The sequence below is a fragment of the Halorubrum rubrum genome, assembly GCF_024494685.1.
GTDB classification, from domain to species: domain Archaea; phylum Halobacteriota; class Halobacteria; order Halobacteriales; family Haloferacaceae; genus Halorubrum; species Halorubrum rubrum.
In genome coordinates, this window is the sequence record NZ_JANHDM010000001.1 from 55,954 (window position 1) to 80,106 (window position 24,153).

The 24,153-nt window shown below is 69.4% G+C and carries 22 protein-coding genes, 1 tRNA gene and 1 pseudogene; 14 read left to right on the forward strand and 10 right to left on the reverse strand.

Going from position 1 to position 24,153, the window contains the following annotated elements:
• Positions 1 to 77: 77 nt before the first annotated feature.
• On the reverse strand, positions 78 to 2,498 hold the full coding sequence (locus NO889_RS00275; RefSeq protein WP_256410260.1) for an MSCRAMM family adhesin SdrC: 2,421 nt from the start codon (positions 2,496 to 2,498) through the stop codon (positions 78 to 80).
• Positions 2,499 to 2,729: 231 nt separating this feature from the next.
• On the opposite strand from NO889_RS00275, the gene NO889_RS00280 reads away from it, so the two are divergent.
• Positions 2,730 to 3,200: a zinc ribbon domain-containing protein gene (locus NO889_RS00280; RefSeq protein ID WP_256410261.1), complete on the forward strand. Its 471-nt coding sequence runs from the start codon at positions 2,730 to 2,732 to the stop codon at positions 3,198 to 3,200.
• Between the two features lie 322 nt (positions 3,201 to 3,522).
• Here NO889_RS00280 and NO889_RS00285 read toward each other — a convergent pair whose 3' ends face one another.
• From NO889_RS00285 to NO889_RS00305, 4 genes and pseudogenes are all read right to left on the reverse strand, one after another.
• Positions 3,523 to 4,161, reverse strand: a complete 639-nt coding sequence (locus NO889_RS00285; RefSeq protein WP_256410262.1) for a DUF7500 family protein — start codon at positions 4,159 to 4,161, stop codon at positions 3,523 to 3,525.
• A gap of 685 nt (positions 4,162 to 4,846) precedes the next feature.
• Positions 4,847 to 5,251, reverse strand: a pseudogene (locus NO889_RS16475) (archaellin/type IV pilin N-terminal domain-containing protein); the annotation flags it as partial.
• A gap of 2 nt (positions 5,252 to 5,253) precedes the next feature.
• A complete protein-coding gene (locus NO889_RS00300) occupies positions 5,254 to 5,853 on the reverse strand; it encodes an archaellin/type IV pilin N-terminal domain-containing protein (protein ID WP_256410263.1) in 600 nt (199 codons plus the stop codon).
• A 196-nt stretch (positions 5,854 to 6,049) separates the two neighbouring features.
• Positions 6,050 to 6,388 (reverse strand): hypothetical protein, encoded by a 339-nt coding sequence (locus tag NO889_RS00305; protein ID WP_256410264.1) that lies wholly within the window; start codon positions 6,386 to 6,388, stop codon positions 6,050 to 6,052.
• A gap of 215 nt (positions 6,389 to 6,603) precedes the next feature.
• Here NO889_RS00305 and NO889_RS00310 point away from each other — a divergent pair, with 215 nt between their 5' ends.
• Positions 6,604 to 6,945, forward strand: a complete 342-nt coding sequence (locus tag NO889_RS00310) for a helix-turn-helix domain-containing protein (RefSeq protein WP_256410265.1) — start codon at positions 6,604 to 6,606, stop codon at positions 6,943 to 6,945.
• A 53-nt stretch (positions 6,946 to 6,998) separates the two neighbouring features.
• Here NO889_RS00310 and NO889_RS00315 read toward each other — a convergent pair whose 3' ends face one another.
• Positions 6,999 to 7,727 (reverse strand): RAD55 family ATPase, encoded by a 729-nt coding sequence (locus NO889_RS00315; RefSeq protein WP_256410266.1) that lies wholly within the window; start codon positions 7,725 to 7,727, stop codon positions 6,999 to 7,001.
• Positions 7,728 to 7,906: 179 nt separating this feature from the next.
• Here NO889_RS00315 and NO889_RS00320 point away from each other — a divergent pair, with 179 nt between their 5' ends.
• Positions 7,907 to 8,470, forward strand: coding sequence for a HalX domain-containing protein (locus NO889_RS00320; RefSeq protein ID WP_256410267.1), 564 nt, complete (start codon positions 7,907 to 7,909; stop codon positions 8,468 to 8,470).
• A 24-nt stretch (positions 8,471 to 8,494) separates the two neighbouring features.
• On the opposite strand, the gene recJ is transcribed toward NO889_RS00320, so the two are convergent.
• Positions 8,495 to 9,919: a RecJ family nuclease gene (gene recJ, locus NO889_RS00325; RefSeq protein WP_256410268.1), complete on the reverse strand. Its 1,425-nt coding sequence runs from the start codon at positions 9,917 to 9,919 to the stop codon at positions 8,495 to 8,497.
• Between the two features lie 82 nt (positions 9,920 to 10,001).
• Positions 10,002 to 12,248 carry a beta-glucosidase family protein gene (locus NO889_RS00330; protein WP_256410269.1) on the reverse strand — a complete coding sequence of 749 codons (2,247 nt, stop codon included), beginning with the start codon at positions 12,246 to 12,248 and terminating at the stop codon, positions 10,002 to 10,004.
• 129 nt (positions 12,249 to 12,377) lie between these two features.
• On the opposite strand from NO889_RS00330, the gene NO889_RS00335 reads away from it, so the two are divergent.
• Complete coding sequence (locus NO889_RS00335) at positions 12,378 to 13,667, forward strand: O-acetylhomoserine aminocarboxypropyltransferase/cysteine synthase family protein (RefSeq protein ID WP_256410270.1); 1,290 nt, start codon at positions 12,378 to 12,380, stop codon at positions 13,665 to 13,667.
• Positions 13,668 to 13,669: 2 nt separating this feature from the next.
• Positions 13,670 to 14,959 (forward strand): homoserine O-acetyltransferase MetX, encoded by a 1,290-nt coding sequence (gene metX, locus NO889_RS00340; protein ID WP_256410271.1) that lies wholly within the window; start codon positions 13,670 to 13,672, stop codon positions 14,957 to 14,959.
• Between the two features lie 651 nt (positions 14,960 to 15,610).
• Here the strand turns inward: metX and NO889_RS00345 are convergent.
• Positions 15,611 to 15,684 (reverse strand) — tRNA-Val (locus tag NO889_RS00345).
• Between the two features lie 60 nt (positions 15,685 to 15,744).
• Between NO889_RS00345 and NO889_RS00350 the strand changes: the two genes are divergently transcribed.
• The 8 genes from NO889_RS00350 to NO889_RS00385 all read left to right on the forward strand — a co-directional run bounded on the left by NO889_RS00350 (position 15,745) and on the right by NO889_RS00385 (position 22,853).
• Positions 15,745 to 16,224, forward strand: coding sequence for a DUF192 domain-containing protein (locus NO889_RS00350; protein ID WP_256410272.1), 480 nt, complete (start codon positions 15,745 to 15,747; stop codon positions 16,222 to 16,224).
• A gap of 85 nt (positions 16,225 to 16,309) precedes the next feature.
• Positions 16,310 to 16,723: an SHOCT domain-containing protein gene (locus tag NO889_RS00355; protein WP_256410273.1), complete on the forward strand. Its 414-nt coding sequence runs from the start codon at positions 16,310 to 16,312 to the stop codon at positions 16,721 to 16,723.
• A 100-nt stretch (positions 16,724 to 16,823) separates the two neighbouring features.
• A complete protein-coding gene (locus NO889_RS00360; protein WP_256410274.1) occupies positions 16,824 to 17,885 on the forward strand; it encodes an AAA family ATPase in 1,062 nt (353 codons plus the stop codon).
• Complete coding sequence (locus NO889_RS00365) at positions 17,882 to 18,514, forward strand: protein sorting system archaetidylserine decarboxylase (protein WP_256410275.1); 633 nt, start codon at positions 17,882 to 17,884, stop codon at positions 18,512 to 18,514. The genes NO889_RS00360 and NO889_RS00365 overlap by 4 nt, the downstream gene beginning before the upstream one ends.
• Positions 18,515 to 18,993: 479 nt before the next feature.
• Complete coding sequence (locus NO889_RS00370; RefSeq protein WP_256410276.1) at positions 18,994 to 19,653, forward strand: HVO_2922 family protein; 660 nt, start codon at positions 18,994 to 18,996, stop codon at positions 19,651 to 19,653.
• Between the two features lie 68 nt (positions 19,654 to 19,721).
• Positions 19,722 to 20,768: an ABC transporter ATP-binding protein gene (locus tag NO889_RS00375; RefSeq protein ID WP_256410277.1), complete on the forward strand. Its 1,047-nt coding sequence runs from the start codon at positions 19,722 to 19,724 to the stop codon at positions 20,766 to 20,768.
• On the forward strand, positions 20,765 to 21,562 hold the full coding sequence (locus NO889_RS00380; RefSeq protein ID WP_256410278.1) for an ABC transporter permease: 798 nt from the start codon (positions 20,765 to 20,767) through the stop codon (positions 21,560 to 21,562). Before NO889_RS00375 ends, NO889_RS00380 begins: the two co-directional genes overlap by 4 nt.
• A gap of 67 nt (positions 21,563 to 21,629) precedes the next feature.
• Positions 21,630 to 22,853, forward strand: a complete 1,224-nt coding sequence (locus tag NO889_RS00385) for a DNA primase (RefSeq protein WP_256410279.1) — start codon at positions 21,630 to 21,632, stop codon at positions 22,851 to 22,853.
• A gap of 13 nt (positions 22,854 to 22,866) precedes the next feature.
• Here the strand turns inward: NO889_RS00385 and NO889_RS00390 are convergent, their stop codons facing one another.
• Entirely contained in the window at positions 22,867 to 23,082 is a 216-nt protein-coding gene (locus NO889_RS00390; protein WP_256410280.1) for a DUF7472 family protein, read from the reverse strand.
• 179 nt (positions 23,083 to 23,261) lie between these two features.
• Here NO889_RS00390 and NO889_RS00395 point away from each other — a divergent pair, with 179 nt between their 5' ends.
• Complete coding sequence (locus NO889_RS00395) at positions 23,262 to 24,011, forward strand: SWIM zinc finger family protein (protein WP_256410281.1); 750 nt, start codon at positions 23,262 to 23,264, stop codon at positions 24,009 to 24,011.
• Positions 24,012 to 24,153 lie beyond the last annotated feature (142 nt).

Genomic DNA, 24,153 nt, shown 5'->3' on the forward strand with positions numbered 1-24,153 from the left:
GGAGCCAGCGGCCACTTAACCGCTCGCCCGCGGTTCTCATCGTTGAGAACTGATCCGCGCACGGATCTCGATCGGGCTCACACCCAGTGGCCGAGCAGGTACGTCGCACCCACGAGGACCGTCCCGCCGAACGCCTCGCGGGTGCCGACCGGAATCAGGGGAGGCGACGTCGAGTCGGCCGTCTCGTCGGGAGCGTTATCCCCGTCCCCGCCGACCGCGGACCCGCTCCCAGTTCCCGTGTCGTTCGCGGAGTTGGATCCGGACGCCGTACCGTTTTCAGACACCGGTCCGTCCCCGGAATCCGACTCGTTTCCGGTTTCCGTGTCTTTCTCGAGGGGCGTCCCGTCTCCGCTCGCGGGCTCGGTTCCGTTCGCGGAGTCCGTTTCGTTCGCGGGCTCGGTTCCGTTCGCGGAGTCCGTTTCGTTTCGAGATCCTCCTCGGTCGTCGCCGCTTCCATCCTCGATCTTGGTCACGGCGGGATCGCGCTCGATCGTCAGCATCCCATCGATCTCGTCGTCGTCGAGCGCCAGCGTGTACGAGTACGTGCCCGGTTCGAGGTCGGCCACCGTCTCGTCGAACGTCTCGTTTCTCGGCTCGTCGGGCGCGGCCGTCACGTACCGCTCCGCGACGACACCCTCGTCTGCGACTTCGAGCGACAACTCCTCGCGGCCCTCGACGACGCCAGCGTTTCGGACCGTCACGGACAGCGCCGAGAGGGCGTCCCCGCGTGTCACGGTGAGGTTCGTCGTCGCGTTCTCGAGTCGTAGCCTGTCGGGATCGTCGGCGTCCGCGGCGACGATCGCCGTCCGGCTGTCGTAGGGCGTGTCGTCGGCGTAGAGATCGATCGTCAAGCGCTCGCCGGGCTCCGCCTCGGTGATCCCGGGATCGACGCTGAAGTTGCCGTCGTCGTCGATCCGGACCTCCGACTCGGCTGTTCGCGGCGTTTCGCCGCCGTCGTACGCGAACTCGGCAGTCAGATCGGTCGCAGGCAACAGCGTGGTGGTTCCGGTGACCCCATCGTCGTCGACGAGCACCTCGCCGTCGTCGGTGACGTGATCGTAGCGGAGGTAGCGCTCCGAGACCGAGAACGTCGCATCCGCCGAAACGCCGGTCTCGTCGGTCGAGAGGTACGGGAACTGCTCGGACGGCCCGTCGTCGCCGACCGAGGCGGCGGCGAACGGGGGCTCGGCGTCGACCGCATCGGGATCGTCGGCGAACCGATATCGCTCGCCGTCGGCCCCTTCGAGCCCGAATTCGACGCGGTACTCGTCGCCTGGATCGAGTCGGTCGCCGATCGCGTTCCCGTCTCCCGTGTCGATCACGAGATAGAGACGGCTCGCGGTCGGGTCGTCGGGCGCGGCCTCCAGCTCGCTCGCCGACTCGAAGATCAGCGTGGCGTCCGCGAGGTCGTCGGGGCCGATCGGAGTCGCGTGGTTCGGTCGGTTCGTTTGTTTGATTCGCAGGCGTATCCCCTCCTCCGCGGCGAGCAGGTCGCCGAGGACCGCACCGCTCGCGTTCTCGCCGGCGGTGACCGGCCCCGCGTCGCGCTCATCGGCGATGTGCGAGAGCGCACCCCAGATCCCGGCCGCTTCGACGCCGATCACGAGTCGATCGCCCTTCGTGACGGCCGACCGCTCGAGTCCGTCGCTCCGCAACGAGCCGATCGGCTCGATCCCCGACTCGGAGTCGGACTCAGCATCCCGCTCGGCCGGCATCGTCGTGAACACCTCCACCTCCTCCGCGATCCGTCGCTCCGGGTCGGTCAAGACGAGTTCCGATCGTTCGGAGGCGGCCGCAGGAGCGACGATGCCGTCCTCGTCGACGGTGAAGGTCGCGTTGTCGACGAGCGAGAGCCGATAGCGCTCGGAGGCGAGCGGACGAACCGGGCCGTCGGCACCCGTCTCGGAGGGGAGTCCCGAGAGGTCGGTCGCGACCGTCTCGCCGTCCCCGTCGACGAACTCGAGCGAGCAGCCGCCCACCGAACAGCTGGTCGCGTCGCCCTCCTCGCTCGTGACGGAGGCGTACTCCACCCCCGTTCCGGCCGTGCGGGTGTTGAGCGTGAGGGTGACCGAGCCCTCGCCGCTGACCTCGACGACGTCGACGAATCCGACGGGACCGTTCGCGTCACTGAGGCGGTTCCCGCCCACGAGGAGGTACTTCGGGCCGTCCTCAACATCCACGGTCACCTCGGCGAGGTCCCCGGCGGTCGTCGTGTACGTATCAGACCCGAAGGATGCGTTGACCGCGGCGGGACCGTCCCCGCCTCCCGGAACATCGAGCGCCATCACGTCGGCCTCGCCTCCGACGGGAGTTCCCCCGCTCTCGCTCGGGGCCGCCCCGACGATCGGGATCGTGCCGGCGAGGAGGAGGCCGAATAGGGCGACGCCGAGGAGGGTGACGCCGAGGGGGGATGCGTCGACGGGTCCGCCGTCGGAAGAAGGCGCAGCGCCCGAGGGACCGGACGCATTCGTCGATGAGGGCGGGGATGGCTGTGACATCGTTGGCGTGATCCGCGCGACCCGTCCGTCGACGGGCCGCCAGTCGATGGAGGCGACTCGACCGCGTACCGACTAAAACGTGCCTCTCTGATTATCAACTCAGAAAACGAAAGAACCGGCCGTTAATCACGGGTAGAGGGCCCGAAGGGCCAAACGAACGATCCGGGATCGCGACGGATCCGGAGTGCGGACCGAAGAGTTAAGCCCGACCGCGGTGCCGTTCCGATGAGGATGAAGTCCTGCCCCCGCTGTGAGGCGTCGATCGACGAGTCCGCCCGGTTCTGTTCGCAGTGCGGCGCACCGCAGAACGAGGCGGCCGCCGAGGAGCTCGACCAGTACGTCCAGCGGCAGGCGAAACAGGTGGCCGCACGGTCCGGGGGCGGCGGAACCAGCGAGGGTGGCAACGGGGAAAGCGGCGATATCACCGCCGCCGATATCTTCGGCGTCGCAGCCGAGGAGCTCACGGAGCGCGAGCAGCTGTGGCGGCGGGGAAGCTACGTCGTCGGCTACGCGACGATCGTTATCGCGCTCACCCAGATCACGAACCCCGGCGCGTGGTTCCTGCTGTTGGGCGGGATCGCGATCCTTCCGCCGACCCGGCGGCTGCTCGGCCTGCCGGTCGGCGGGACGTTCAAGCGGGAGGCGATGGCGGGGCTGTACGCGGTCTTCGTGATCCTCGGCGTGGCGCTGTTCTTCGTGTGATAGTTCAAGACACGATCGATCATACGGTGCGGTCGGCGCGCCTGCGAGCGCCCGAGAGGGCACGAGCAGAACGCGAGGGACGCGGCGACTGAAAGGAGCCGCAGCGAGGCGCTCCGCGCCTCTGGCAGCCGGACGTAGTCCGGCGACGAGGCTGGGGAGACGTGAGGTGCGGTCGCGGGGCGGTTGCGGTCGGGTGGGACTCAAAGGGGCAGCCGGGAGGCGGGGGCTTTGGACGTGTTTACTGCGGTAGCAACGACCGCGTCGATCGCGTCGATCTCTCCCGATCCCGGACTCTCGATCACAACCAACTGATCGCCCGAACTCACTCGATCCGGAACCCGCCGGCGTCCTCCGCGGCGCGGATCAGATCGCCGATGGAGTCGTTCGCGGAGAGTCCCTGATCCGCCGCGAAGCGTTTGATCGCCACCGGCGGCACGTCGATCGGGGTGTCGGCGGCGACGAGCAGCAGGCCGAGCGCCTCGGCGGGGTCGGTCCCCGGTCCGGCGTTGGCGACGAACCACGAGAGGACGTTGTCGAACGTCGCCGTCACGTCGTTCGAGACCATTCGGTTGCGGGCGGTCGAGCCCTTCGCGTGGAGCGTCACGTCCACGCCGTAGTCGAAGCCGTCGTCGTCGAAGGACTCGGCCAGCCACCGGCTCACGGCGCGGCAGTCGACGCCGCCGTTTCCGCGATCGCCGGACGATCCGGCTCCACCACCCGCACGGGCCTGCTCCCCGGCGACCGGCTCGCGCTCGTCGGCGGGACTGGGGTTCGCGGGCGACCGGAACCCAGAGCCGTCGGCCGGTCCCGGATCGGGTTCCGGGTCCGGCGACCGCCGCCGGACGTTGGGCCGGCCGTCGGTGCCGACGACGTACCGGCCCTCCCCGATCTCGACGACGCTCTCGTCGTCGGTGAAATCGAGGTCGTCGGGATCGGCCGGCGGTGCGTCGTGGTCACTCATGGCGTAGGCGTGGTCGTGCGAGAAAATAGGTGTTCCGGGCGGACCGATCCACCGGGGACGTGGTTAGCGAGCGGTTCGAGGCTCGTTAGAGCCGGACCGCTTCGCCGTCCTCGTTGAAGAGGTCGGGTGCGCGGAGCTCGACCTGGGTCGTCGCGCCGGCCGGCGAGACGATGTCGAGCGTCGCCTGCTGCCCCTCACCGAAGGCGCCCGAGTCGTCGAACGCACCCGAGTCGGGATTGATCAGGATCGTGAAGTCTTTCTCTTCGTCGAGGACCGCCGAATCATAGAAGTCACCGTCCGAACCGACAGCGAACTCGTTCGGGCCGAGCTCACTCACCTGTTCAGAGGTAGTGAATGCCTCGATAGCCGGAGCGCTCGAATCGGCGGCGGTCTCGGTTTCATCGACGAACACGTCACCGCCGCTCGATGGTTCGATCTCGAGGGTCACCTCATCGCCGTCCCCGAGTCCGGCATCTGAACTATCATCAGTTCCAGTTGCGCCGCTGGAGAGATCACCATCGCTCTCAATGACGAACGTTGTGTCTTGTAGGCTGTCTACACTTGCGGTTTTCGTTGCCGTTTCTCCCTCAATGGAGAGGGTCACGTCAACATCGTCGGTCTCCGAATCGATCTCGTCGTACTCGTCCACGAACTCAGCGGCGTTGACGGTATCGATGATAACTTCGCCATCGTCATTCGATGTGAGGGCGTCAGTGGCGACGGTCTCAGTACTGGTAGTCCCAGCACCGTCGGTGAACACGAGGTTCTCCTGCCCGCCGGGACCCACCGCCTGAATGGTGGTCTCAGAGAGGTCGATCTGCCCGGCGCCGGGCGCACCGGCGACGCTCAGGCGGATCTCGCTGAGCGTGTCACCGGAGACGATCCCGACCTCGCTGTTCACGTTGATCCGCTCCGAGACGAGATCCGTGCTGTCTTCGCCCGTTGCCTCTGCTTGCGTCTGAAGGAACCCGGCCGTGTTGATCAGGACGCCCGCGGCGATCGCCGCCACCAGCACCATCGCGATGAACACGATGAGCGTCCCGATCCCCACCTGACCGCGCTCTTCCGTGTTGGTAATGAACTCGAACATCGTCACAGCCTCACCGAATTTTCGACGACAGTACTCGGAATCCGGATCTCGGTGGTCGTCGTCGCACCGCTCGACGTCGTGAACGTCACCGTCAGCGAATCGCCCTCTGCGAGCGCGTAGTCGAGGTCGTCGCTGGAGCCCACCCCGATATCGTTGTCGTCGGTGAGGGCGATCGAGACCTCGGCTCGGTCGCTGTTCTCGGTCAACACCTCGCCGTTACCGCCGGTGAAGATGTCGATGGAGACCGCATTATCGTCCAGCTCGAAGGTCGACTGACCGTCACCACCGATGATTTCGGCTGACACTTCCCCGAGATCGATGTTGTCCCCGCCCGGCGACTGCGCCACCACGAACTCGAGATGGTCCACGTCACCGGCGCCCGTGTCGTCGAGGTATCCAGACTGGCTCACGACCTGGAGCCGGTCGCTCACCTGTGATGTACTCTCCTCGCCCGTCGCCTCCGCCTGCGTCTGGAGGAAGCCGGCCGTGTTGATCAGGACGCCCGCGGCGATCGCCGCCACCAGCACCATCGCGATGAACACGATGAGCGTCCCGATCCCCACTTGACCGCGCTCTTCCTCGTCCAGTATGGTTTCGAACATTGTCTGTTGTGTGGGCCCGCGGTCCACCCGGCGGGCGTTATCGCTACGGAGCGGGAATCATCTATTAAAGACACGGGGCCGGTTATTCGTTCTGATAAACGACCGCAGTCGTGCGGTTTTCGGGTTTTGATTCTTCTATTAGTTACAGAAAGAAATAACGAACGGGGCGTCCGTATATCAGATCTGGATCCGGGAGTCACCGCTCGTGACGTTCGGCGATCTCCGACTCGGAGATCACGCGCTCACGTGTGCCGGGCTCGTAGACGGCGAGGCTCCCGGCGACGAGCGCCATCGACCCGGCGATCAGCCCGGTGTCGATCAAAAACAGCGCCCGAGGGTTCGCGAACGCGGTCCGGAACGCCGCGAGGGGCGTGGCGAGCGCAGCGACGACGACCAGGCCGAATCCCACGGCGAGGTACGCCGTGGCGGTCCGCCCCGAGGAGCGATGCGCCGTCACCGCGAACGCCGACAGCGTCGCGCCCGCCCCCGCGAGCACGACGGTCGTCACGAGATACACGCCTTCGATGGGGTCCATACGCGGTCTGTCCGTCCGGTCACGATACACGTCCGGGGACGGGTATCAATACCGATAATATTCGGAGGAATTCCGACGACCGTTCTCGAACGAGCGTCGAACGCCCGATACCGTCGAAATACGAGTGATCTACGTCGACGGCTCGGTGATCTCGCTCGTTCATTCGGCGACCATCGATATCTTTTTGGGTCTGAAATTCACAATTGATAACGATAATGGTGGGGGACGACCTGATCACGGTGCTCGGGAACAAGTACAACACGGACATCCTGACGGCGACGGGTGACGCCAAGTCCGCACAGGACCTGAGCGAGGAGCTGGACGTGCCGATCGCGACGTGTTACCGCCGGATCAACGAACTGGAGGAGGCGAATCTCCTCGAACTCCACGACCGGCCCCTCTCCGAGGAACACCGTCGCGTGAAGGTGTACCGCCGGAAGGTCGACGGCGTCGACGTCGACTTCCGGGACGGTCTCACCGTCGAAGTGGAGGAGCGCTCCGCGGTCAAGAACCGCCTCGACGACGTGTGGCGTGACCTCTCGGCGAGAGGGGACTGAGAAGCGAAGAGGATCCGACCGAGCCGACCGAATCGGCACGCCCCCGCCGCCGGTCAGAACGACGGCTCGTCCGACCGGCTCATCATCGAGAACCCGCCCGCCCGCTCGTGGACCGTGATCCCGCCCTGGCCGATATCCATCGGGAAGATGTCCGTGTCGATGTCCTGTTTGCGCATCTTCGCGACCCAGACGTAACGATTGACGCCCGAGTCCGTCGGGGTCTGGATGAAGTAGATGTTGCCGTCGGTGAGGAAGTTCTCCAGTCCGACCTCGGTGTCGGGGAACACCGCGCCCTGCTCGTTGATGAGAAGCGAGGTCAGCCCGTTCGCCTTGAGGATGTCCGAGAACTTCAGCAGGTACGTCCGCTTCTCTTGTTCGTCCTCGAAGAACAGCTGGAACATCGACAGCGAGTCGAGCACGAGCCGGTCGAACTTCTCGCCTTCGACCGTGTCGAGCAGCTTGTCGACGGCCGTCGAGAAGTCGGTCTCCCTGAGCATCTGTCGTTTGTCGAGGACCACGATCTGGTCCTCGTCGACCAGCTCGCCGAAGTCGTCGAACCCGACCGATTCGGCGGCGGCGCGGATGTCGGCTTCGTCCTCCTCGAAGGAGACGTACACGCCGCGCTCGTCGTGGTCGGTGACGCCCGTGTAGAGGAACTGGATCCCGAATATGCTCTTTCCGGTACCGGGGTTGCCGGAGACCAGAACGGTCGACTGCTCCGTGATGCCGCCGGTGAGGATCGAGTCGAGCCCCTCGACTCCGGTAGAGACGAGTTCTGACATTCGCGTTGGCCTTCGCGGCGGGAGTACATAAAAGACGATCCGTTTGAACCGTCGGAGCGGCTCGGGAGACGACCGGATTTTTACGGACGGGAAGACGGCGACAGCTTTATTCGTCGACACGCCGCCACGTCCAGTATGTTCGGTGAAGCGTACCCCGTCGTCCCCGGCGGTGATCGACGGTGAGCGAAGCGACGGTCCTCGTCGTGGAGGACGAACCGGATATCGCGGCGCTTTACGCCGGCTTCCTCGAGGAGCGCTACGACGTCACCGTCGCCGAGACGGCCGCCGAGGCGATGGACGTCGTCGACGAGAGCTTCGACGCCGTCCTGCTCGACCGGCGGCTCCCCGACGGCAGCGGCGATGACGTGCTCGAACACATCCGCGGGAACGACCTCGATTGTCGAGTCGGGATGGTGACTGCGGTGGAACCCGACTTCGACATCATCGGCATGGGTTTCGATCTGTATCTGACCAAGCCCGTGAGCCGAACGAACCTCCTCGCCGCGCTCGAGACGCTTTTAACCCGTGACGAGTACGACGATCTCCTCCAGGAGGCCGCGGCGCTGGCAAGCAAACGCGCGGTGCTCAAAGCACAGAAACCGACCACCCAACTCGACGGCAACGAGGCGTTCGCCGAACTCGTCGAACGGCTCGAGGAGATCGACGCCGACATCGACGCCATCACCGAGTCGCTGTCGACGGACGACTACCGCGCGATGTTTCGGGACATCGGCGAGGCGTGACGCCGGGGACGACCGGCCTCCCGCTCACGAGGAGAGCTGCTCCCCGACCAGCGCGTCCGCCGCCGTGAGGAACGCGTCGCGTTCGTCGATCGGGATCGTCGCGCCGGCGGCGACGTCGTGACCGCCGCCGTCGCCGCCCACGGACCGGCTCGCTTCCCGCATCACGGCCGAGAGGTCGAGACCCTGTCGGACCAAGCGCCCGGTTCCGCGCGAGGATACCTTCAACTCCGCGTCGTTCTTCTCGGCGAAGGCGATCACGGGCTTGGATCGGTCGACCGCGGGCGATCCGGCGGCCATGCCCGCGACGATCCCGACGATCGTCTCGCGGATCCGCGAGCCGGCGTCGAACCACTGGAGGTGCTCCTCGTGAGTTACCCCCTCCGTTTTCACCCACTGGAGCCCCTCCGAGAGGTTTCGCCTGTGGTTCCGGAGCAGCCGTCGCGCCTCCGCGAGCGCCGCGTCGCGATCGCCGAGACACACTGCGAGCCCCACGTCCGCGCGCTCGTACCGCGCAGTCGCGTTGAGCAGCGTCGAGAACTCGCTGACGTCCCGGAGCTCGGTCCCCGACTCCTCGTCGAGCAGCGTGTAGGAGGTTCCGACGAGGGTCTCGATCCGGTCGGCGGGGACGCCGGAAGCGACGGCGCGTCGTATCAGCGCGGAGACGAGCGTCCGCCGTTCCGCGTCGGCGAGGTCGACCCAGCGCCGCCACTCGCCGTCGCGTTTCACGTCGACGTCGAGGTCCCGGAGGAAGCCGATCGCGCCAGCCTCGTCGTTGGAGATCCCCGGGATCCGAACGTCCGAGGCGTACTCCAGCAGCTTCGGGAGCGGACGGGTCTGGCGGCCGTACAGATCGAGATCGGTGCGTTCCTCGAGGACCCCCGCGTCGACGCCGTCCGCGACGATGGCCGCGTTCGCACCGTCGAGCCCCCCGCCACCGTTCTGCATGTCGCCGACCGCGCCGACGACCGCCAGCGCCGCGAGGTCGCGGTTGTCGCCGTCGGGGTCCTCCAAAGCACGGGCGAGAACGTAGCTCGCACCCGCTCCCGAGAGCTCGCTCGCCCCGTCGATCCCTTCGAGCAGCGGATTGAGGTGGAACGCCGTATCGGCGTCGGCGGGGCGGTGGTGGTCGGCGACCACGGGAACGAAGTCGCCGCGCGCCTCGTGGTCGGCGATGACGTCGAGCTGACCGGAACCGAAGTCGGTGAAGAGGACGACCTCGAACTCGCGGGCGGCGATCCTCGCGATCGACTCGGCGTCGAGCTGCTTCTCGAAGACGACCTCGTGGTCGATCCCCGCCCGCGCGAGCGCCGACGACGCGACGGCGGCGCTCGTGAGGCCGTCGGCGTCGATGTGTGAGGCGAGCAGGACGCGGTCCGCCTCGCGCAGGCGGCCGGCGCAGGCGCGGGCGCGGTCGCCGAGGTCGGGAACCGGGTTGTCGGCGGCTGCCATTACCGGTCCGTGGGGCGGCATCGGGGATAAACGCACGTTTCGCTCGACGGGTCGGGTGGAGGATCGGAGCGTGGTTCGGAGTTCACCGCTCCACCGTCAGTTCGATCCGGGCGTCCCGCGCGGAGCGGCCGACCTCGACGGCGTACTCCCCGGCGTCGACGGTCCAGCCGTCCGCGGGGTCGTACCGGGAGAACGCGAGGTCGTTGAGGCCGACGGTGACCGTCTCGGTCTCGCCGGCGGCGACGACGACGCTCTCGGCCCCGGCGAACTCGCGGACCGGACGGTCGACGCCCGCGACGCGCGGCGGCCGCACGTACGTCTGGACCACCTCGCGCCCGGCGCGGTCGGCGACGTTCTCGACCGTGACCGTGACGGCGACGTCACCGTCCGCGTCGCCTTCCTCGTCGATGTCGAGGGCGGCGTCGCGGTACGCGAACGCCGCGTACGAGCGACCGTGGCCGAACGGGTAGGTGGGCTCGGAGTCGCGGGCGTCGAACCAGCGATAGCCGACGAGGACACCCTCGTCGTGGCTGACGCGCCCGTCGACGCCGGGGAAGCGCCGGCGGTCGGCCGTGGAGTACGCGGGTTCCGGCGCGAACGTGACCGGGAGTCGGCCCCCCGGGTCGGCGTCGCCGTACAGGAGCGCCGCGAGCGCGCCGCCGTGGACCTGGCCAGGGTACCAGTTGAGGAGGACCGCGTCGACCGCGTCGCGCCACGGGAGTTCGACCGGGCCGCTCGTGGCCGCCGCGACGACCGTCCGGTCGGCGACCGCGGCGACCGCCTCGATCAGTTCGTCCTGGCGGCCGGGCAGCCCGAGCCCGTCCCGATCGAGCGCCTCCGTGGCGGTGTCGCGGACGACGACGACGGCGACGTCCGCACCCTCGGCGGCCGCGACCGCCGCGTCGACGTCGGCGGCCGGGTCGGCGTCGGCGGCCGAGCCTTCGGCGGCGTCGTCCCCTGCCCCGCCGCCGTCTCCCTCGTCGACTCTTCCCTCCCCGACCGCTCCCCCGTCGGCGTCGTCCTCACCGCCGGCCAGGAGGTCGAGCATCGAGACGTCCTCGACCGGCGGGTGGCCGGGGACGACGCTCACGCTCCCGGCCGCGCGCGCCTCGACTCCCTCCCGCGGCGTCGTGCTCGTCTCGGGCGTCGTCTCCGAGGAGCCGCCCCCGCCGAGGACCGCCTCGTCGACCGCGGGGCCGACGAGCGCGACGTCGGCGTCGTCCGCCAACGGGAGCGCGTCGTCGTTCTTCAGCAGCACCGACCCCCGCGTCGCCACCTCGAACGCGGTTCGTCGGTGGGCGTCGAGGTCGGCGTCGACGGTGGATCGGTCGCCGTCCAACAGCCCGATCCGGTCCATCGTCCGGAGGACGCGCGCCGCCATGTCGTCGAGCCGCTCCCGCGGGAGCGACCCGTCCCGGACCGCGGCGGGGAGCGCCTCGTCGAACGGCTCGCACGTCTCCGGATCGGGCATCCCGCGGGCGATCTCGGGAGGAATCGGGTCCGCGGGGTCGTCGTCACTCCTGTCGTCGCCGTCGTCCCCGCCGCCGTCGTCTCCGGGCTCGTCCGCCTCGTCTCCCATCGGGACGCCGGGCATCTCGACGTCCAGACCGGCGGCCGCGGCGTCGACCGCGCCCTCGGTGCCGTACCAGTCGGAGACGACGTACCCGTCGAACCCCCACTCGTCTTTCAACACGTCCGTCAGCAGCCGTCGGTGGTCGCTCATCCGGGTCCCGTTCACGCGGTTGTACGCCGACATCACCGACCCGGCGCCGGCTGCGACCGCGGCGCGGAACGACGGGAGGTACAGCTCGCGGAGTGCGCGCTCGCCGATCTCGGCGCTGACCGTCGCGCGGTCCGTCTCCTGCGCGTTCGCGACGTAGTGTTTCGGCGTCGCTACCACGTCCGTGGACTCGATCCCCTCGACGACGTTCGCGGCGGTCGCGGCCGACAACACGGGGTCCTCCGCGAAGTACTCGAAGTTCCGCCCGCCCTGCGGGACGCGGATCAGGTTCGTCCCCGGCGCGAGTAGGGCATCGGCCCCGGCGACCCTCGTCTCGCGACCGAGCGCGGCCCCGTGCTCGCGGGCCAACTCGGCGTCGAACGTCGCGGCCAGCGCTATCGGGGCGGGAAAGGCGGTCGCCGACTCGTCGGGGATCCGGACGCCGAGCGGCCCGTCGACCAGGGTCAACGGAGGGATATCGAGCCGGTCGACGCCCGCGAGGTAACCCGTGGCACGGCCGGTCGGATCGGTCGTCCCGGAGACGAGCTTTGTCGTCTCCTCGAGCGTGAGCGCCTCGACCAGCCCGCGAACCGTGCCGTCCTCGGTCATGGCGGACCGTGGGCGGGCGGGCCCAAAGGAGTTCGGATGGCGGGCGACAGGGCGGGGCGACGAGTCGGGGCCGGCAGGCCTTGCCGTAACTGACAGTTATAGAAGTACAAAGAGATATGCGCTACATACATGACACGTGGGTTCGACACCCGGAGTCTCCATGCCGGGTCGGGCACGGACCCGGCGACGGGGGCTCGTGCGACGCCGATCCATCAGACGACGTCCTACGCGTTCGAGGACGCCGACGCGGCGGCGGACCTGTACGCGCTCCGGGCCGACGGCGACGTCTACTCCCGCGTCTCGAATCCGACCGTTCGCGCCCTCGAGAGTCGGATCGCCGACCTCGAGGGCGGGTCCGGTGCGGTCGCGACCGCCTCCGGAATGGGCGCGTTCGACGCGATCACGACGGTGCTCGCGAGCGCCGGCGACAACGTCGTCGCCAGCGAGGAGATGTACGGCGGCACCGGGACGCACCTCACCACCGTCGCGAACCGCCGCGGGGTCGAGACCCGCCTCGTGGAGACTACCGACTACGAGGGGTACGCCGCGGCGATCGACGACGACACCGCCTTCGTCCACGTGGAGACGCTCTCGAACCCCTCCCTCGTCACGCCCGACTTCGAGCGGCTCGCGGGGATCGCCCACGAGCACGCGGTCCCGCTCGTCGTCGACAACACGTTCGCGACGCCGTACCTCTGCCGGCCGATCGAGCACGGCGCGGACGTCGTCTGGGAGTCGACGACCAAGTGGATCACCGGCAACGGCACCACCGTCGGCGGGATCGTCGTCGACGGCGGCACCTTCCCGTGGGACCACCCGGACGCGGAGTACGAGGAACTCTCCGGGGAGTCGCCGGCGTTCCCGATCGACTTCGTCGAGCGGTTCGGCGACGCCGCCTTCGCGAACGTCGTCCGCCAGCGGGCGGTCCGGCCGACCGGAAGCCAGCAGTCCCCGTTCGACGCCTGGCAGACCCTCCAGGGCGTGGAGACGCTGCCGCTCCGAATGGACCGTCACTGCGAGAACGCCCGCCGGGTCGCCGAGTACCTCCGCGACGACGACCGGGTCGACTGGGTGACGCATCCGGGCTTCGAGGACCACCCGACCCACGACGACGCGACCGCGTATCTGCGAGGATACGGAGGGATGATCACGTTCGGTGCCGCCGGGGGTTATGAGGCCGCGAAGGCCCTGTGTGAATCCGTCGACCTCGCGAGCTTCCTCGCGAACATCGGCGACGCCAAGACGCTGGTTATCCACCCCGCCTCGACCACGCACGCACAGCTCGACGAGGAGGCGCGGCAGGCCGCGGGCGTCCGGGCGGACATGGTTCGGCTCTCGGTCGGCATCGAGGACGCCGCGGACGTGATCGCGGACCTCGACGCCGCGCTCGGGACGGCGGCGACGTCGACGGAGGCGTGAGAATGGCGGCCACACCCACCGATTCAGGCGTCGCGACCCTCGGGGAGTTCACCTTCGAGTGCGGCCGGTCGATTCCGAACCTCCGGGTCGGCTACGAGACGTACGGCGAGTTCGACGGCGACAACGTCGTGTTGGTGTGTCACGCGCTCACCGGCAGCCAGAACGTCGCCCGGACGCCGGATCGCGACGTGGACGCCGGCCAGGCCGGGCAGGCGCGCGCGTGGTGGGACGACGTGGTCGGTCCGGGGAAAGCGATAGACACGACCGAGTACTACGTCGTCTGCGCGAACGTCCCCGGTTCCTGTTACGGCACGTCGGGACCGGCCAACGAGCGGCCCGCGGAGCTCGATCTCCCCGGCGAGGCGCCCGACCACGACCGTTGGGGGACGGCGTTCCCGCCGGTTCAAGTCGAGGACTGGGCGCGCGCGCAGCGTCGGCTGCTCGACCACCTCGGCGTCGGCCGGCTCCGGGCGGTCGTCGGCGGGAGCGTCGGCGGGATGAACGTCCTCGAGTGGGCGAAACGCTACCCCGACGACGTCGACCTCGTCGTCCCCGTCGCCGCCGCCGCTCGGCTCGACGCGCAGTGTCTCGGGCTCGACGCCATCGCGCGCCGGGCGATCCGCGCGGACCCGAACTGGCGGGGCGGCGACTACTACGGCGAGAACCGCGACTCGCCCGACACCGGGCTGGCGATGGCCCGCCAGATGGGCCACGTGATGTACCTCTCGAAGGCGTCGATGGAGCGGAAGTTCGGCCGGCGCTCGGCCGGCCGCGACTCGCTGAGCCGCGAACAGGGCGACCTCGGGCTCGAGGCCGACCCCGCGGCCGCCTTCTTCCCGTACCGCGAGGTGGAGTCGTACCTCGACTATCAGGCGGAGGGGTTCGCGGAGCGGTTCGACGCCAACAGCTACCTCTATCTCACGCGCGCGATGGACGAGTACGACCTCGCCGCCGGCTACGGCTCCGACGCCGACGCGCTCGCGGCCTTCGAGGGCGAGGCGCTCCTACTGAGCTTCACCGGCGACTGGCACTTCACGGTCGAGCAGGCCGAGTCGGTCGCGACCGCCTTCCGCGAACGCGACGTCCCCGTCGCCCATCACGTGATCGACTCCGACCACGGCCACGACGCGTTCCTCGTCGAACCGGAACGCGTCGGCCCGCCGCTCCGCGACTTCCTCGCCGACGGCGTCGAGGGCCGCGCCGTCGACGACGTGAGTGGAGACGACGAGGAAGCGGAGCCCGACTGCGACCCGGACCACGCCCCGGTCCACTCCAGCCTGTTCGGGGGGTGAGCGAAGCGCAGGGACGCGCCGGATGTGGGTGGAGGAAACGGTGGTTGAGGCTGACGCTGTCGGCGGTGGCGTGCCTGCGAGCGCCCGCTAGGGCGCGAGCAGACCGCGAGGGACGCCACGAGCGCTTGAAAAGCGCGAGTGGCGAGGCTGGGGAGGCGTGAGGTGCGGTGCTGTGCGGTTCGGGTGGGATTCAAAGGGGCAGTCGCGAGGAGCGCACAGGCGACGTAAGCACCACAGGGAGCGAACGAAGTGAGCGACCGAGGAGCACAGCGAGCGTGCGCGCTCCTCGCGACTGGGGCTTTGGAGACGTTCACCGTGTCGACGACGACCGAGTACCGAGCGACTGGGGCTTTGGAGACGTTCACCGTGTCGACGACGACCGAGTACCGAGCGACTGGGGCTTTGGAGACGTTCACCGTGTCGACGACGACCGAGTACCGAGCGACTGGGGCTTTGCTGATGTCCACTACATCGGAAACGAGATCGGACGTATCGACTCGACTTCTCTCGGAACGGACGTATTAGGGCGGGTTCGAACCACGGTCGCTTCCGTTCGCTCGCGAGGCTCGCTCACCTCCCGCTCACCTCCCGCTCCCTGGTTCGAACCCGCCTCGCATACATTTCTGTGACTCACTTCGTTCGTCCCAGAAATGGGCTCGGGCGGGTTCGAACCGCCGACCTCAGCCTTGTAAAGGCCGCGTCATAACCAGCTAGACCACGAGCCCTCGTCGGAGGCAGCCGCCGCGAGCGGAAAACGGTTTCTGTCTCGGTTGCGAACCTCGGCCGTGAACCGTCGCTTTCCCGCGCTGACCACCGCCGCCATCGTCGTCTTCGTCCTCGCCGCGCTCGTGGTCGCCACCGCCCCGACGATCCTGATCTCCGAGTACGACACGACCACGGTGGAGGCGGTCGACGCCGAGACGGGCGAGAGGCTCGCGACCGTCGAGGCACGGGTCGCCGACGGCCCGATGAAACGCTACGTCGGCCTCTCGGCGACCGACGAGCTCGACGACGACGAGGGAATGCTGTTCGTCCACCCCGAGTCCGGCGAGCACGGCTACGTGATGCGCGACATGGCCTTCGCCATCGACATGGTGTTCGTCGCCGAGGACGGAGAGATCACCTCGATCCGCGAGGCGGAACCCGAGTCGCGCCCGCTCACGACCTACGAGGGGACCGGAACGTACGTCCTCGAGGTCCCGAGGGGATGGAGCGCCGACAACGGGGTCGAGCCGGGCGACGAGCTCCAGTTCGATCTCGCCTGACGCTCGATTCACGACTCTCGACTCCTGGTGCCCCCCCGAACGCACCGACGAAACGCTTTCACGCCTCGCTCGCGTGCGACCCCGTATGACCGGTCCCCTCCGACGCGCCGCCTGGAACCTCCGGTACCGCTGGCGGCGGGTGTTCGCGCTCTGCGTCGTCGGCGCGGGCGTGCTCGCGCCCTTCCTCACGAACCTCTGGTGGACGCTGCCGCTCGTCTGGTTCCTCGGCCTGTTCGTCGTCCTCCCCGTGCTCCACACCCTCGCGAAGCCGCTGCCGTCGCCGGACGACGGGGGCGGCGATCGGGGGGCCGAAACCGACCCCGCGCTCGACGCGCTACGCGAGCGCTACGCTCGCGGCGAGATCGACGAGCGCGAGTTCGAGCGGAAGCTGGACCGGCTGCTCGAAACGGAGGGCGCGGAGGTCGCGGAGCGTGACCGCGACGTGGCCGCCCGGATCCGCGGGACCGTCGAGCGCGAGCTCGAGCGCGTCCGGGAGTGAGTCGGGTGGACGCCGAGGATCGATCCGACCGGAGTTCCGCGTTCCATCGGGGCCGACGGGACCGACCGTTTCTTGAGCGCGCGCCCCGGAGAGTGGGGTAATGGACGGACCGCTTTGGATCGACGCGCACGCGCCGGCGCTCGACGAGATCCGGCAAGACGAGGCCCGCGAGCGGCTCGGGCGGGCGGTCGACGAGCCGATGAACCTCGTCGTTCAGGGGCCGCCGGGAGCCGGGAAGACGGCCGCGACGCGGGCACTGGCGCGGGAGTCGCACGCCGACCACGAGAGCGACCTGATCGAGATCAACGTCGCGGACTTCTTCGGCCGGACGAAAAAGGAGATCCGGACGGATCCCCGCTTCGAGGGCTTTCTCCAGGGGAGAAGCCGGATGGCGAAACGCGACATGATAAACCACGTCCTCACCGAGTCGGCCTCCTACGCGCCGATGTCGGGCGAGTACAAGACGGTGCTTCTCGACAACGCCGAGTCGATCCGTGAGGACTTCCAGCAGGCGCTCCGGCGGGTGATGGAGAAACACCACCGCACGACCCAGTTCGTGGTCGCCACCCGTCAGCCCTCGAAGCTCATCGCGCCGATCCGGTCGCGCTGTTTCCCGATCCGGCTGCGCGCGCCGACGACCGACGAGACCATCGACGTGCTCCAGACGATCTGCGACCGCGAGGGCGTCGAGTACGACGCCGACGGGCTGGAGTTCGTCGCCAGCGCGGCCGGCGGCGACCTCAGACGCGCGATCCTCGCGGCGCAGACGACCGCCGTGGAGGGCGGAGAGATCACCATGACGACCGCCTACGAGACGCTGGGAGACGTCGGCGACGACGACGCGATCCGCGAGGCGCTCGCGGCCGCCCGCGAGGGGGAGTTGAAGGACGCCCGGAGCGCCCTCGACGACCTCCTCGACGAGGGGGGGTACGACGGCCAGGGGCTGCTCCGCGAGACGCTGCGGGTCGCGCGGGCGGGCTCGGCGTACGGCGGCGACGACCTCGCGCGGCTTCACAAGCTCGCCGGCGAGGCGGACCTGGCGCTGACCGAGGGGCTCGACGACCGGCTCCACCTCACCCACCTGCTCGCGGCGTGGGCGGCCGGACGAACGGACCTCCGCGCCGCGTTCCACGAACCCGAACCCGCGGAGGCCGAGCCGTGAGCCGGAACCCCCCGCTCGCGCGATTCCTCCCGTTCGACGTGGTCGACGACGCCTGGCGGCTGGCGCTCGTCCCCGCGCTCGCGGCGGCCGTCACCCTCCCCTTCCTCCCGCCGGTCGGATTCGGGCTGGTCGCGGTCACACTCGGCGTCCTCTGGTTCCATCGCGACCCGGAGCGGACGCCGCCGGACCCGGAGGGGGCGGTCGTCTCGCCCGCCGACGGCACCGTGAGCGTCGTGCGCGAGGAGGGGACACGGCTCCGCGTCGGGGTGTACATGAGCGCGGCCGACGTCCACGTCAACCGCGCGCCGATCGCCGGGCAGGTGCGGGAGGTGCGGCACCGCCCCGGCGCGAACCGCCCGGCGTTCGACAAGGAGTCCGAGCGCAACGAGCAGGTCGCGATCGACTTCGGCGAGTACGAGCTGCTCGTCATCGCCGGCTGGTTCGCCCGCCGGATCCACCCCTCGGTCGAACCCGGCGACCGCGTCGGGCGGGGCGACCGCGTCGGCCACGTCTCCTTCGGCTCGCGCGCCGACGTGGTGTTGCCGGCGGACGTCGACCGCGAGGACCTCCTCGTGCGCGAGGGCGACGCCGTCCGCGCGGGCGAGACGATCGTCGCCGAGCGAGAGTGAGGCCGGACGGAGAGGCGTGGATCCGACCCGCGAACCGATACCCGACTGCGGCGGTGTCGGTACTCCGCGGAGGCGTGCGCCGGTGAGCGCCCGACGGGCGCGAACCGTCCGCGCGAGGGAGACGGCGCGTCGGCGCGACCGCGTCGCGGTCTCCGTGCCGGCGCGTCCGTCGAGGCTGGGGAGGCGCGAGGTGTGGGGCGGAGGCGGAGACGGAGCGGGGCGAGCCGGAGACGGAGCGGGGCGAGCCGAAGGCGGAGCGGGGCGGAGGCGGTCTCCGCGTCGACGGCGTCGGTCGTGATCGTCCCGTGTTTCTCCCCCGTGTTTCTCGTCGGTGATCTCGATCGCTCGTGGTGGCGGCCACGGCCGCCCCGTGACCGTCCCGACCGACTCGACGGTCCCGACCGTCCCGATCGCGGGCCGCCCGCGTCGATCCCGTCCCGGCCATAGCGTTTTGTGTGCTCGCGGAGACGGGACCGTGTATGTCCGAAGAGAGCGAGGAGACGGTCCACGAGTCCGAACGGTCGCGCAGCCGACAGGCGCTCGCCACCTACTTCCGCCGGATCGCGAGGGCGCTCGGCCGCGGCGAGCCGGTTCCCGTCGACGACGCCGGCACGGTCACCGTCGACCCGCCGGCCGAGCCCGACCTGGAGGTCGAGGTCGAACGCGATGGCGACACGGTCAGTCTCGACCTCCAGATGGAGTGGGTCGAAGCGGAGGGCGACGTCGACACCGACGCCGCCGCGAGCAAGGCGACGTTCGAGGTGTACACGGACGCCGCGGACGACTGGCGCTGGCGGCTCGTCCACGACAACGGCAACATCATCGCCGACGGCGGCGAGGGGTACTCGGACCGGCGGGACGCCGAGAACGGCATCGAGTCCGTGAAACGGAACGCGCCGGGCGCGCACGTCGTCGACCTGAAACGCGTGGAGGAACCGCCCGAGGAGAGCGGCAGCAACGCGATCTTCGAGGTGTTCGAGGACAAGGGGGGCAAGCGGCGCTGGCGGCTCGTCCACGACAACGGCAACGTGATCGCAGACGGCGGACAGGGGTACGCCTCCAAGCGGAACGCGGTCAACGGCCTCCACAGCGTGAAGGAGAACGTACCGGGCGCGGCGGTCGAGGAGGTCGACGGGTAGGGAACGCCGGCGAGTCGCCGCGGAGCCGAACGGAGTCGTTTAACCCGTCGGCCGGCCACCCTCCTCGCATGACGAACGCACTGGAGGTCGAGAACCTTCAGAAGAGCTACGGGGGCCTCGACGCCCTGAAGGGGGTGTCGCTGACCGTTCCCGAGGGGTCCTTCTTCGGGCTGCTCGGCCCCAACGGGGCGGGGAAGACGACGTTCATCAACGTCCTCGTCGGGCTCGTACGCGCCTCCGGCGGCGACGCGCGGGTCTTCGGCCACGACGTCGAGGCGGACTATCGGGAGGCGCGCGACCGAATCGGGCTCGCCCCACAGGAGTTCAACGTCGACCGCTTCTTTCCGATCCACGAGGTGTTAGAGCACAAGGCGGGGTACCACGGCGTCCCGCGGGACGTGGCGGCCGAGCGCGCCGAGCGTGCGCTCAAGCAGGTCGGGATCTACGACAAGCGCGACACCCGCTTCGACTGGCTCTCCGGCGGGATGAAACGCCGGTTCATGTTGGCGCGGGCGCTCGTCACCGACCCCGATCTCCTGATCCTCGACGAGCCCTCCGCCGGCGTCGACGTCCAGCTGCGCCGCGACCTGTGGGACCTCGTTACGGAGCTGAACGAGGAGGGAACGACCGTGCTCCTCACCACCCACTACATCGAGGAGGCGGAGCGGCTCTGTGACGAGGTCGCCATTCTCGACCGAGGGCGGGTCGTCACCGTCGCCTCCCCGGCGGAACTGATGGACCGCGGGACCGACCGGGTCGTCGTCACGCTCCGGGACCCGCCGGCGTCCGCGGGCGCGCTCTCGGAGACCCTCCCGGTCGACGACCGGATCGAGGACGCCGATCTCGAGGAGGACCGCCTCGTCGTCACCGCCCGGCAGGGCGGGCTGGTCGCGCCCGACCTCGTCCGCGAACTCGACCGCGCGGGTCACGAGATCCTCGACATGGAGATCAAACGGACCTCCCTCGAGGAGGTGTTCGTGGACATGACTCGCCACGGCGAGGAGAACGAAAGCGCGGACGGGGAGGAACCCGACGGACTCGCCGACGATGCCGAGGACGCCGCCGACGCGCGCGTCGAGACCGCCGCGGCCGGCTGTGGGGAGGGCTCCCGATGAGCGGCGACGCCGGAGCCGTCGACCTCACCGGCTTCCTCACGCTCACCAAACGGGAGGTCCTGCGGTTCCTGCGGCGGCCGAGCAACACGTTCGCGCCGCCCTTTATCACCAACGTGCTGTACTTCTCCGTGTTCGGCGTCATCCTCGGCGAGCGCGTCGGGACGATCACGGGCGTGCCGTACATCCTCTTCATCCTGCCCGGACTGGTGGTGCTCGGCGCGGTGTCGAACAGCTTCGAGAACGCCTCCTTCTCCATCTTCCACGGGCGCTGGAACGAGTACATCCACGAGGTGCTCACCTCGCCGCTGTCGTACGCGGGGATGGTGGGCGCGTACGTCCTCGCGGCCGCGACCCGCGGGGTCCTCGTCGGCGGGCTCATCGCCGCGATCGGGTGGACGATCGTCACCGCGCTGTTCCGACCCGTTCCGATCGAGGAGCCGCTGTACCTGCTCGCGTTCCTGCTCGTCATCACGCTGCTCTTCGCCAGCCTCGGCGTGATCGGCGGGCTCGCCGCCAGCGACTTCGACGACCTCACCGTGATGAACCAGTTCATCCTCCGGCCGCTCGTCTTCTTCGGCGCGGTGTTCTACTCGCTCGAGGACCTCACGCCCCTCCTGCGTGATATCTCGCTTCTCAACCCGATGGTGTACATGGTCAACGGCGTCCGATACGGCTTCCTCGGCGTCGCGGAGGTCGACCCCCGGCTCTCGCTCGTCGTGCTCGCCGGGATGACCGCGGCGGCGGTCGGGATCGACGTGCTGCTGTTCAAACGCGGCTACGGGCTGACCGAGTGAGTCGGCGGCACCCCCGCATCCCGGACCGCACCGCTTATTCGCCGCGGCTCTCTACCTCGGGCCGGACATGGACGCGCTCCACGCCAAGTACCCGTTCTTCGAGGGGGCCCGCGACGCCGTCGCCGGGGCGTCGGCGTCGCTGCCGGAGCTCGTCGCCGCCGACGCGCCGGCGGTCGACCGGGCCCGTGAGCGCGTCGAGCGGGCGTTACTCGAGGGCACGGTCGAGCCCGAGGCGGGCGCGTTCGGCGGGTCGGCCGTCGACCACGACGCCCGCGCGGAGCTGCTCTCGTACCCGATCGCGCGGATCCTCGTCTCGCTTCTCGACTCCGAGCCCGCCGTCGAGAAGTACGCGGCCGCGGAGGCGGCGACCGCGCTCTCCCGGCTCCGGGCGGACCTCGAGCGCGACGACGAGCTCAGATCGACGCCGACCCCGACCGTCGACCTCGACGACGTACTCGGCGAGTTCGACCTGTCGGACGCCGTCCGCGCCGAGCCGGTTCGTGGGAGCCGCGATCCGAGCCACTACCGGATCGACGTCGGCCCCTACCTCCGGTTGAGTTCGCCGTCGTGGGGCGACTCGTGGCGGCTCGTCAACCGGGCGCTCGCGAACGGGGCAGTGCGGATCACGCGCGAGGAGCTGCTTGAGGCGCTCGGGTCCGCGATCGAGGCGCGGGTCCGAGAGGGGCTTCCCTTCGATCTGGAGACCGGCGAGGGGATCGCGGCGGAGTTGGAGTCGCGCGTGTCGGAGCTGAAACGGCTGCTCTCCGAGCGCACCTACGCCGGTCCGATCGACGTCGTCGCGCCCGATCTGTTCCCGCCGTGTATGGAGAACCTGATCGAGAAGGCCGAACGCGGCGTCGAGCTGTCGGGTCCGGAGAGCTTCGCGCTGATGGCGTTTCTCGTCGGGATCGGGATGTCGCCCGACGAGGTGGTCGCCTTCTGTGCGGACACGAGCCTCGACGCCGAGGGGATCCGGTATCAGACGGAGTACCTCGCGGACGACCGCGGGACGCAGTACCCGCCGCCGACGTGCGAGACGCTCTCGAACTACGGGATCTGTCACAACGAGGCGGACCACATGCGCGTCGCCGCCGACCCCCTCTCGTACTACGAGACGCGGGTAAACGACGTCGACGGCGACGAGATCGTCGACTGGCGGGAGGGGCGCGACGAGGGAGAGCGCGGAGGCGGGGCGGGCGACGCCGACGGCAGGGCGGCTGACGCCGACGGCAGGGCGGCTGACGCCGACGGCAGGGCGAGTGTCGATGAGGGAGAACCCGTCGAGAAGTGAGGTCGTCGGCCGCTCAGGCGTCGGAACCGTTCGAGCGGATGAGGTACGCGCCGACCAGTGCCATCAGCAACACGAATCCCGTGAGAAGCCCGACCAGCGCGATCGCGCCGGATTCGGGAAGCGAGGAGCCGTCGAACGTGACGCCGATGGCGACCAGTCCGGCGACGAACACCGCCGCAGCCGCGAGCGAGACGGTGATCTGTCGACGCAGCTCCGCATCGATTTCCATGCCTCCGGTTCCCGTCGGCACTAAAAAAGGACTTCGATGGACGGGTCGCGATCCCGCCCGCGGACAGGGAGATCCCACCGATCGACGACGGTCGACGGGGTGCCGACCGGCGATGGCCGACACGTTAAGCCCGAAGCGCCCGTACGTCGGGGCGAACCGGGCGCGTCCCGGCGAACGCCATGACTCACAGACGGATCCCGCCGGCGTCGTTCGCGGTCGGCGAGCACGGCGGTGGAAGCGGCGGCGGAAACGACGGGAACCGCGGGGACCGCGACCCGGATCGCGACGACGCGAACTCCGGCGATGGGGACGACCCGACCGGCGAGGACGACACGGACCGCGACGACCGGAATCGCGAGGACGGCCGGTCCGAGCGGGCGAAACGGGAGCCGATGACGGTGCGCCCGCTCCGGGACCGCCGGTACGTCGTCGAGACGGACGGGGGGACCTACGTCGTCGCGCTCGACGCCGGGACCTGTAGCTGTCCGGACCACGAGATCCGCGGGGAGCGGTGTAAACACCTCCGGCGCGTCGCCATCGAGGTGACGGAGGGACGAATCCCCGCCCCGGACGAGCGCGTCGGCGTCTGTGCGGTCTGCGGGGTCGAGACGTTCGTCCCGTTCGCGGCGTCCGGGCCGCGGCTGTGCGAGCGACACGACTTCGAGCGCGGCGACGCCGTGTACGACCGCGAGACGGGGAAGCTGCTCGTCGTCACCCGCGTCACGGCCCGGCGCGCCGACGAGTACCGGACCGACGAGGGGCGGACGATCGAGGCGTACCCGACCAACGCGGCCTACGGGGCGCACGAGCCCGTCGTCGAGGCGGTGTACGCGGAGTCGCTCGGGCCCGCCCACGGGATCGACGACGCCAGACGGTACGGGTTTCCGGCCTCGCGGCTGGTGCCGGTTGACGTCGCCCGTGAGGACTGAGCCCGGCGGGAGGACGTGCGTAGGGAGAATCTCGCCGAAGCCCCCACCGACAGCACCGCACCTCGCGCCTCCCCAGCCTCGCGGTTCGCGGTTTCACCGCTCACCGCGTCCCTCGCGGGCTCCTCGCGAGCCGATGGCCCGC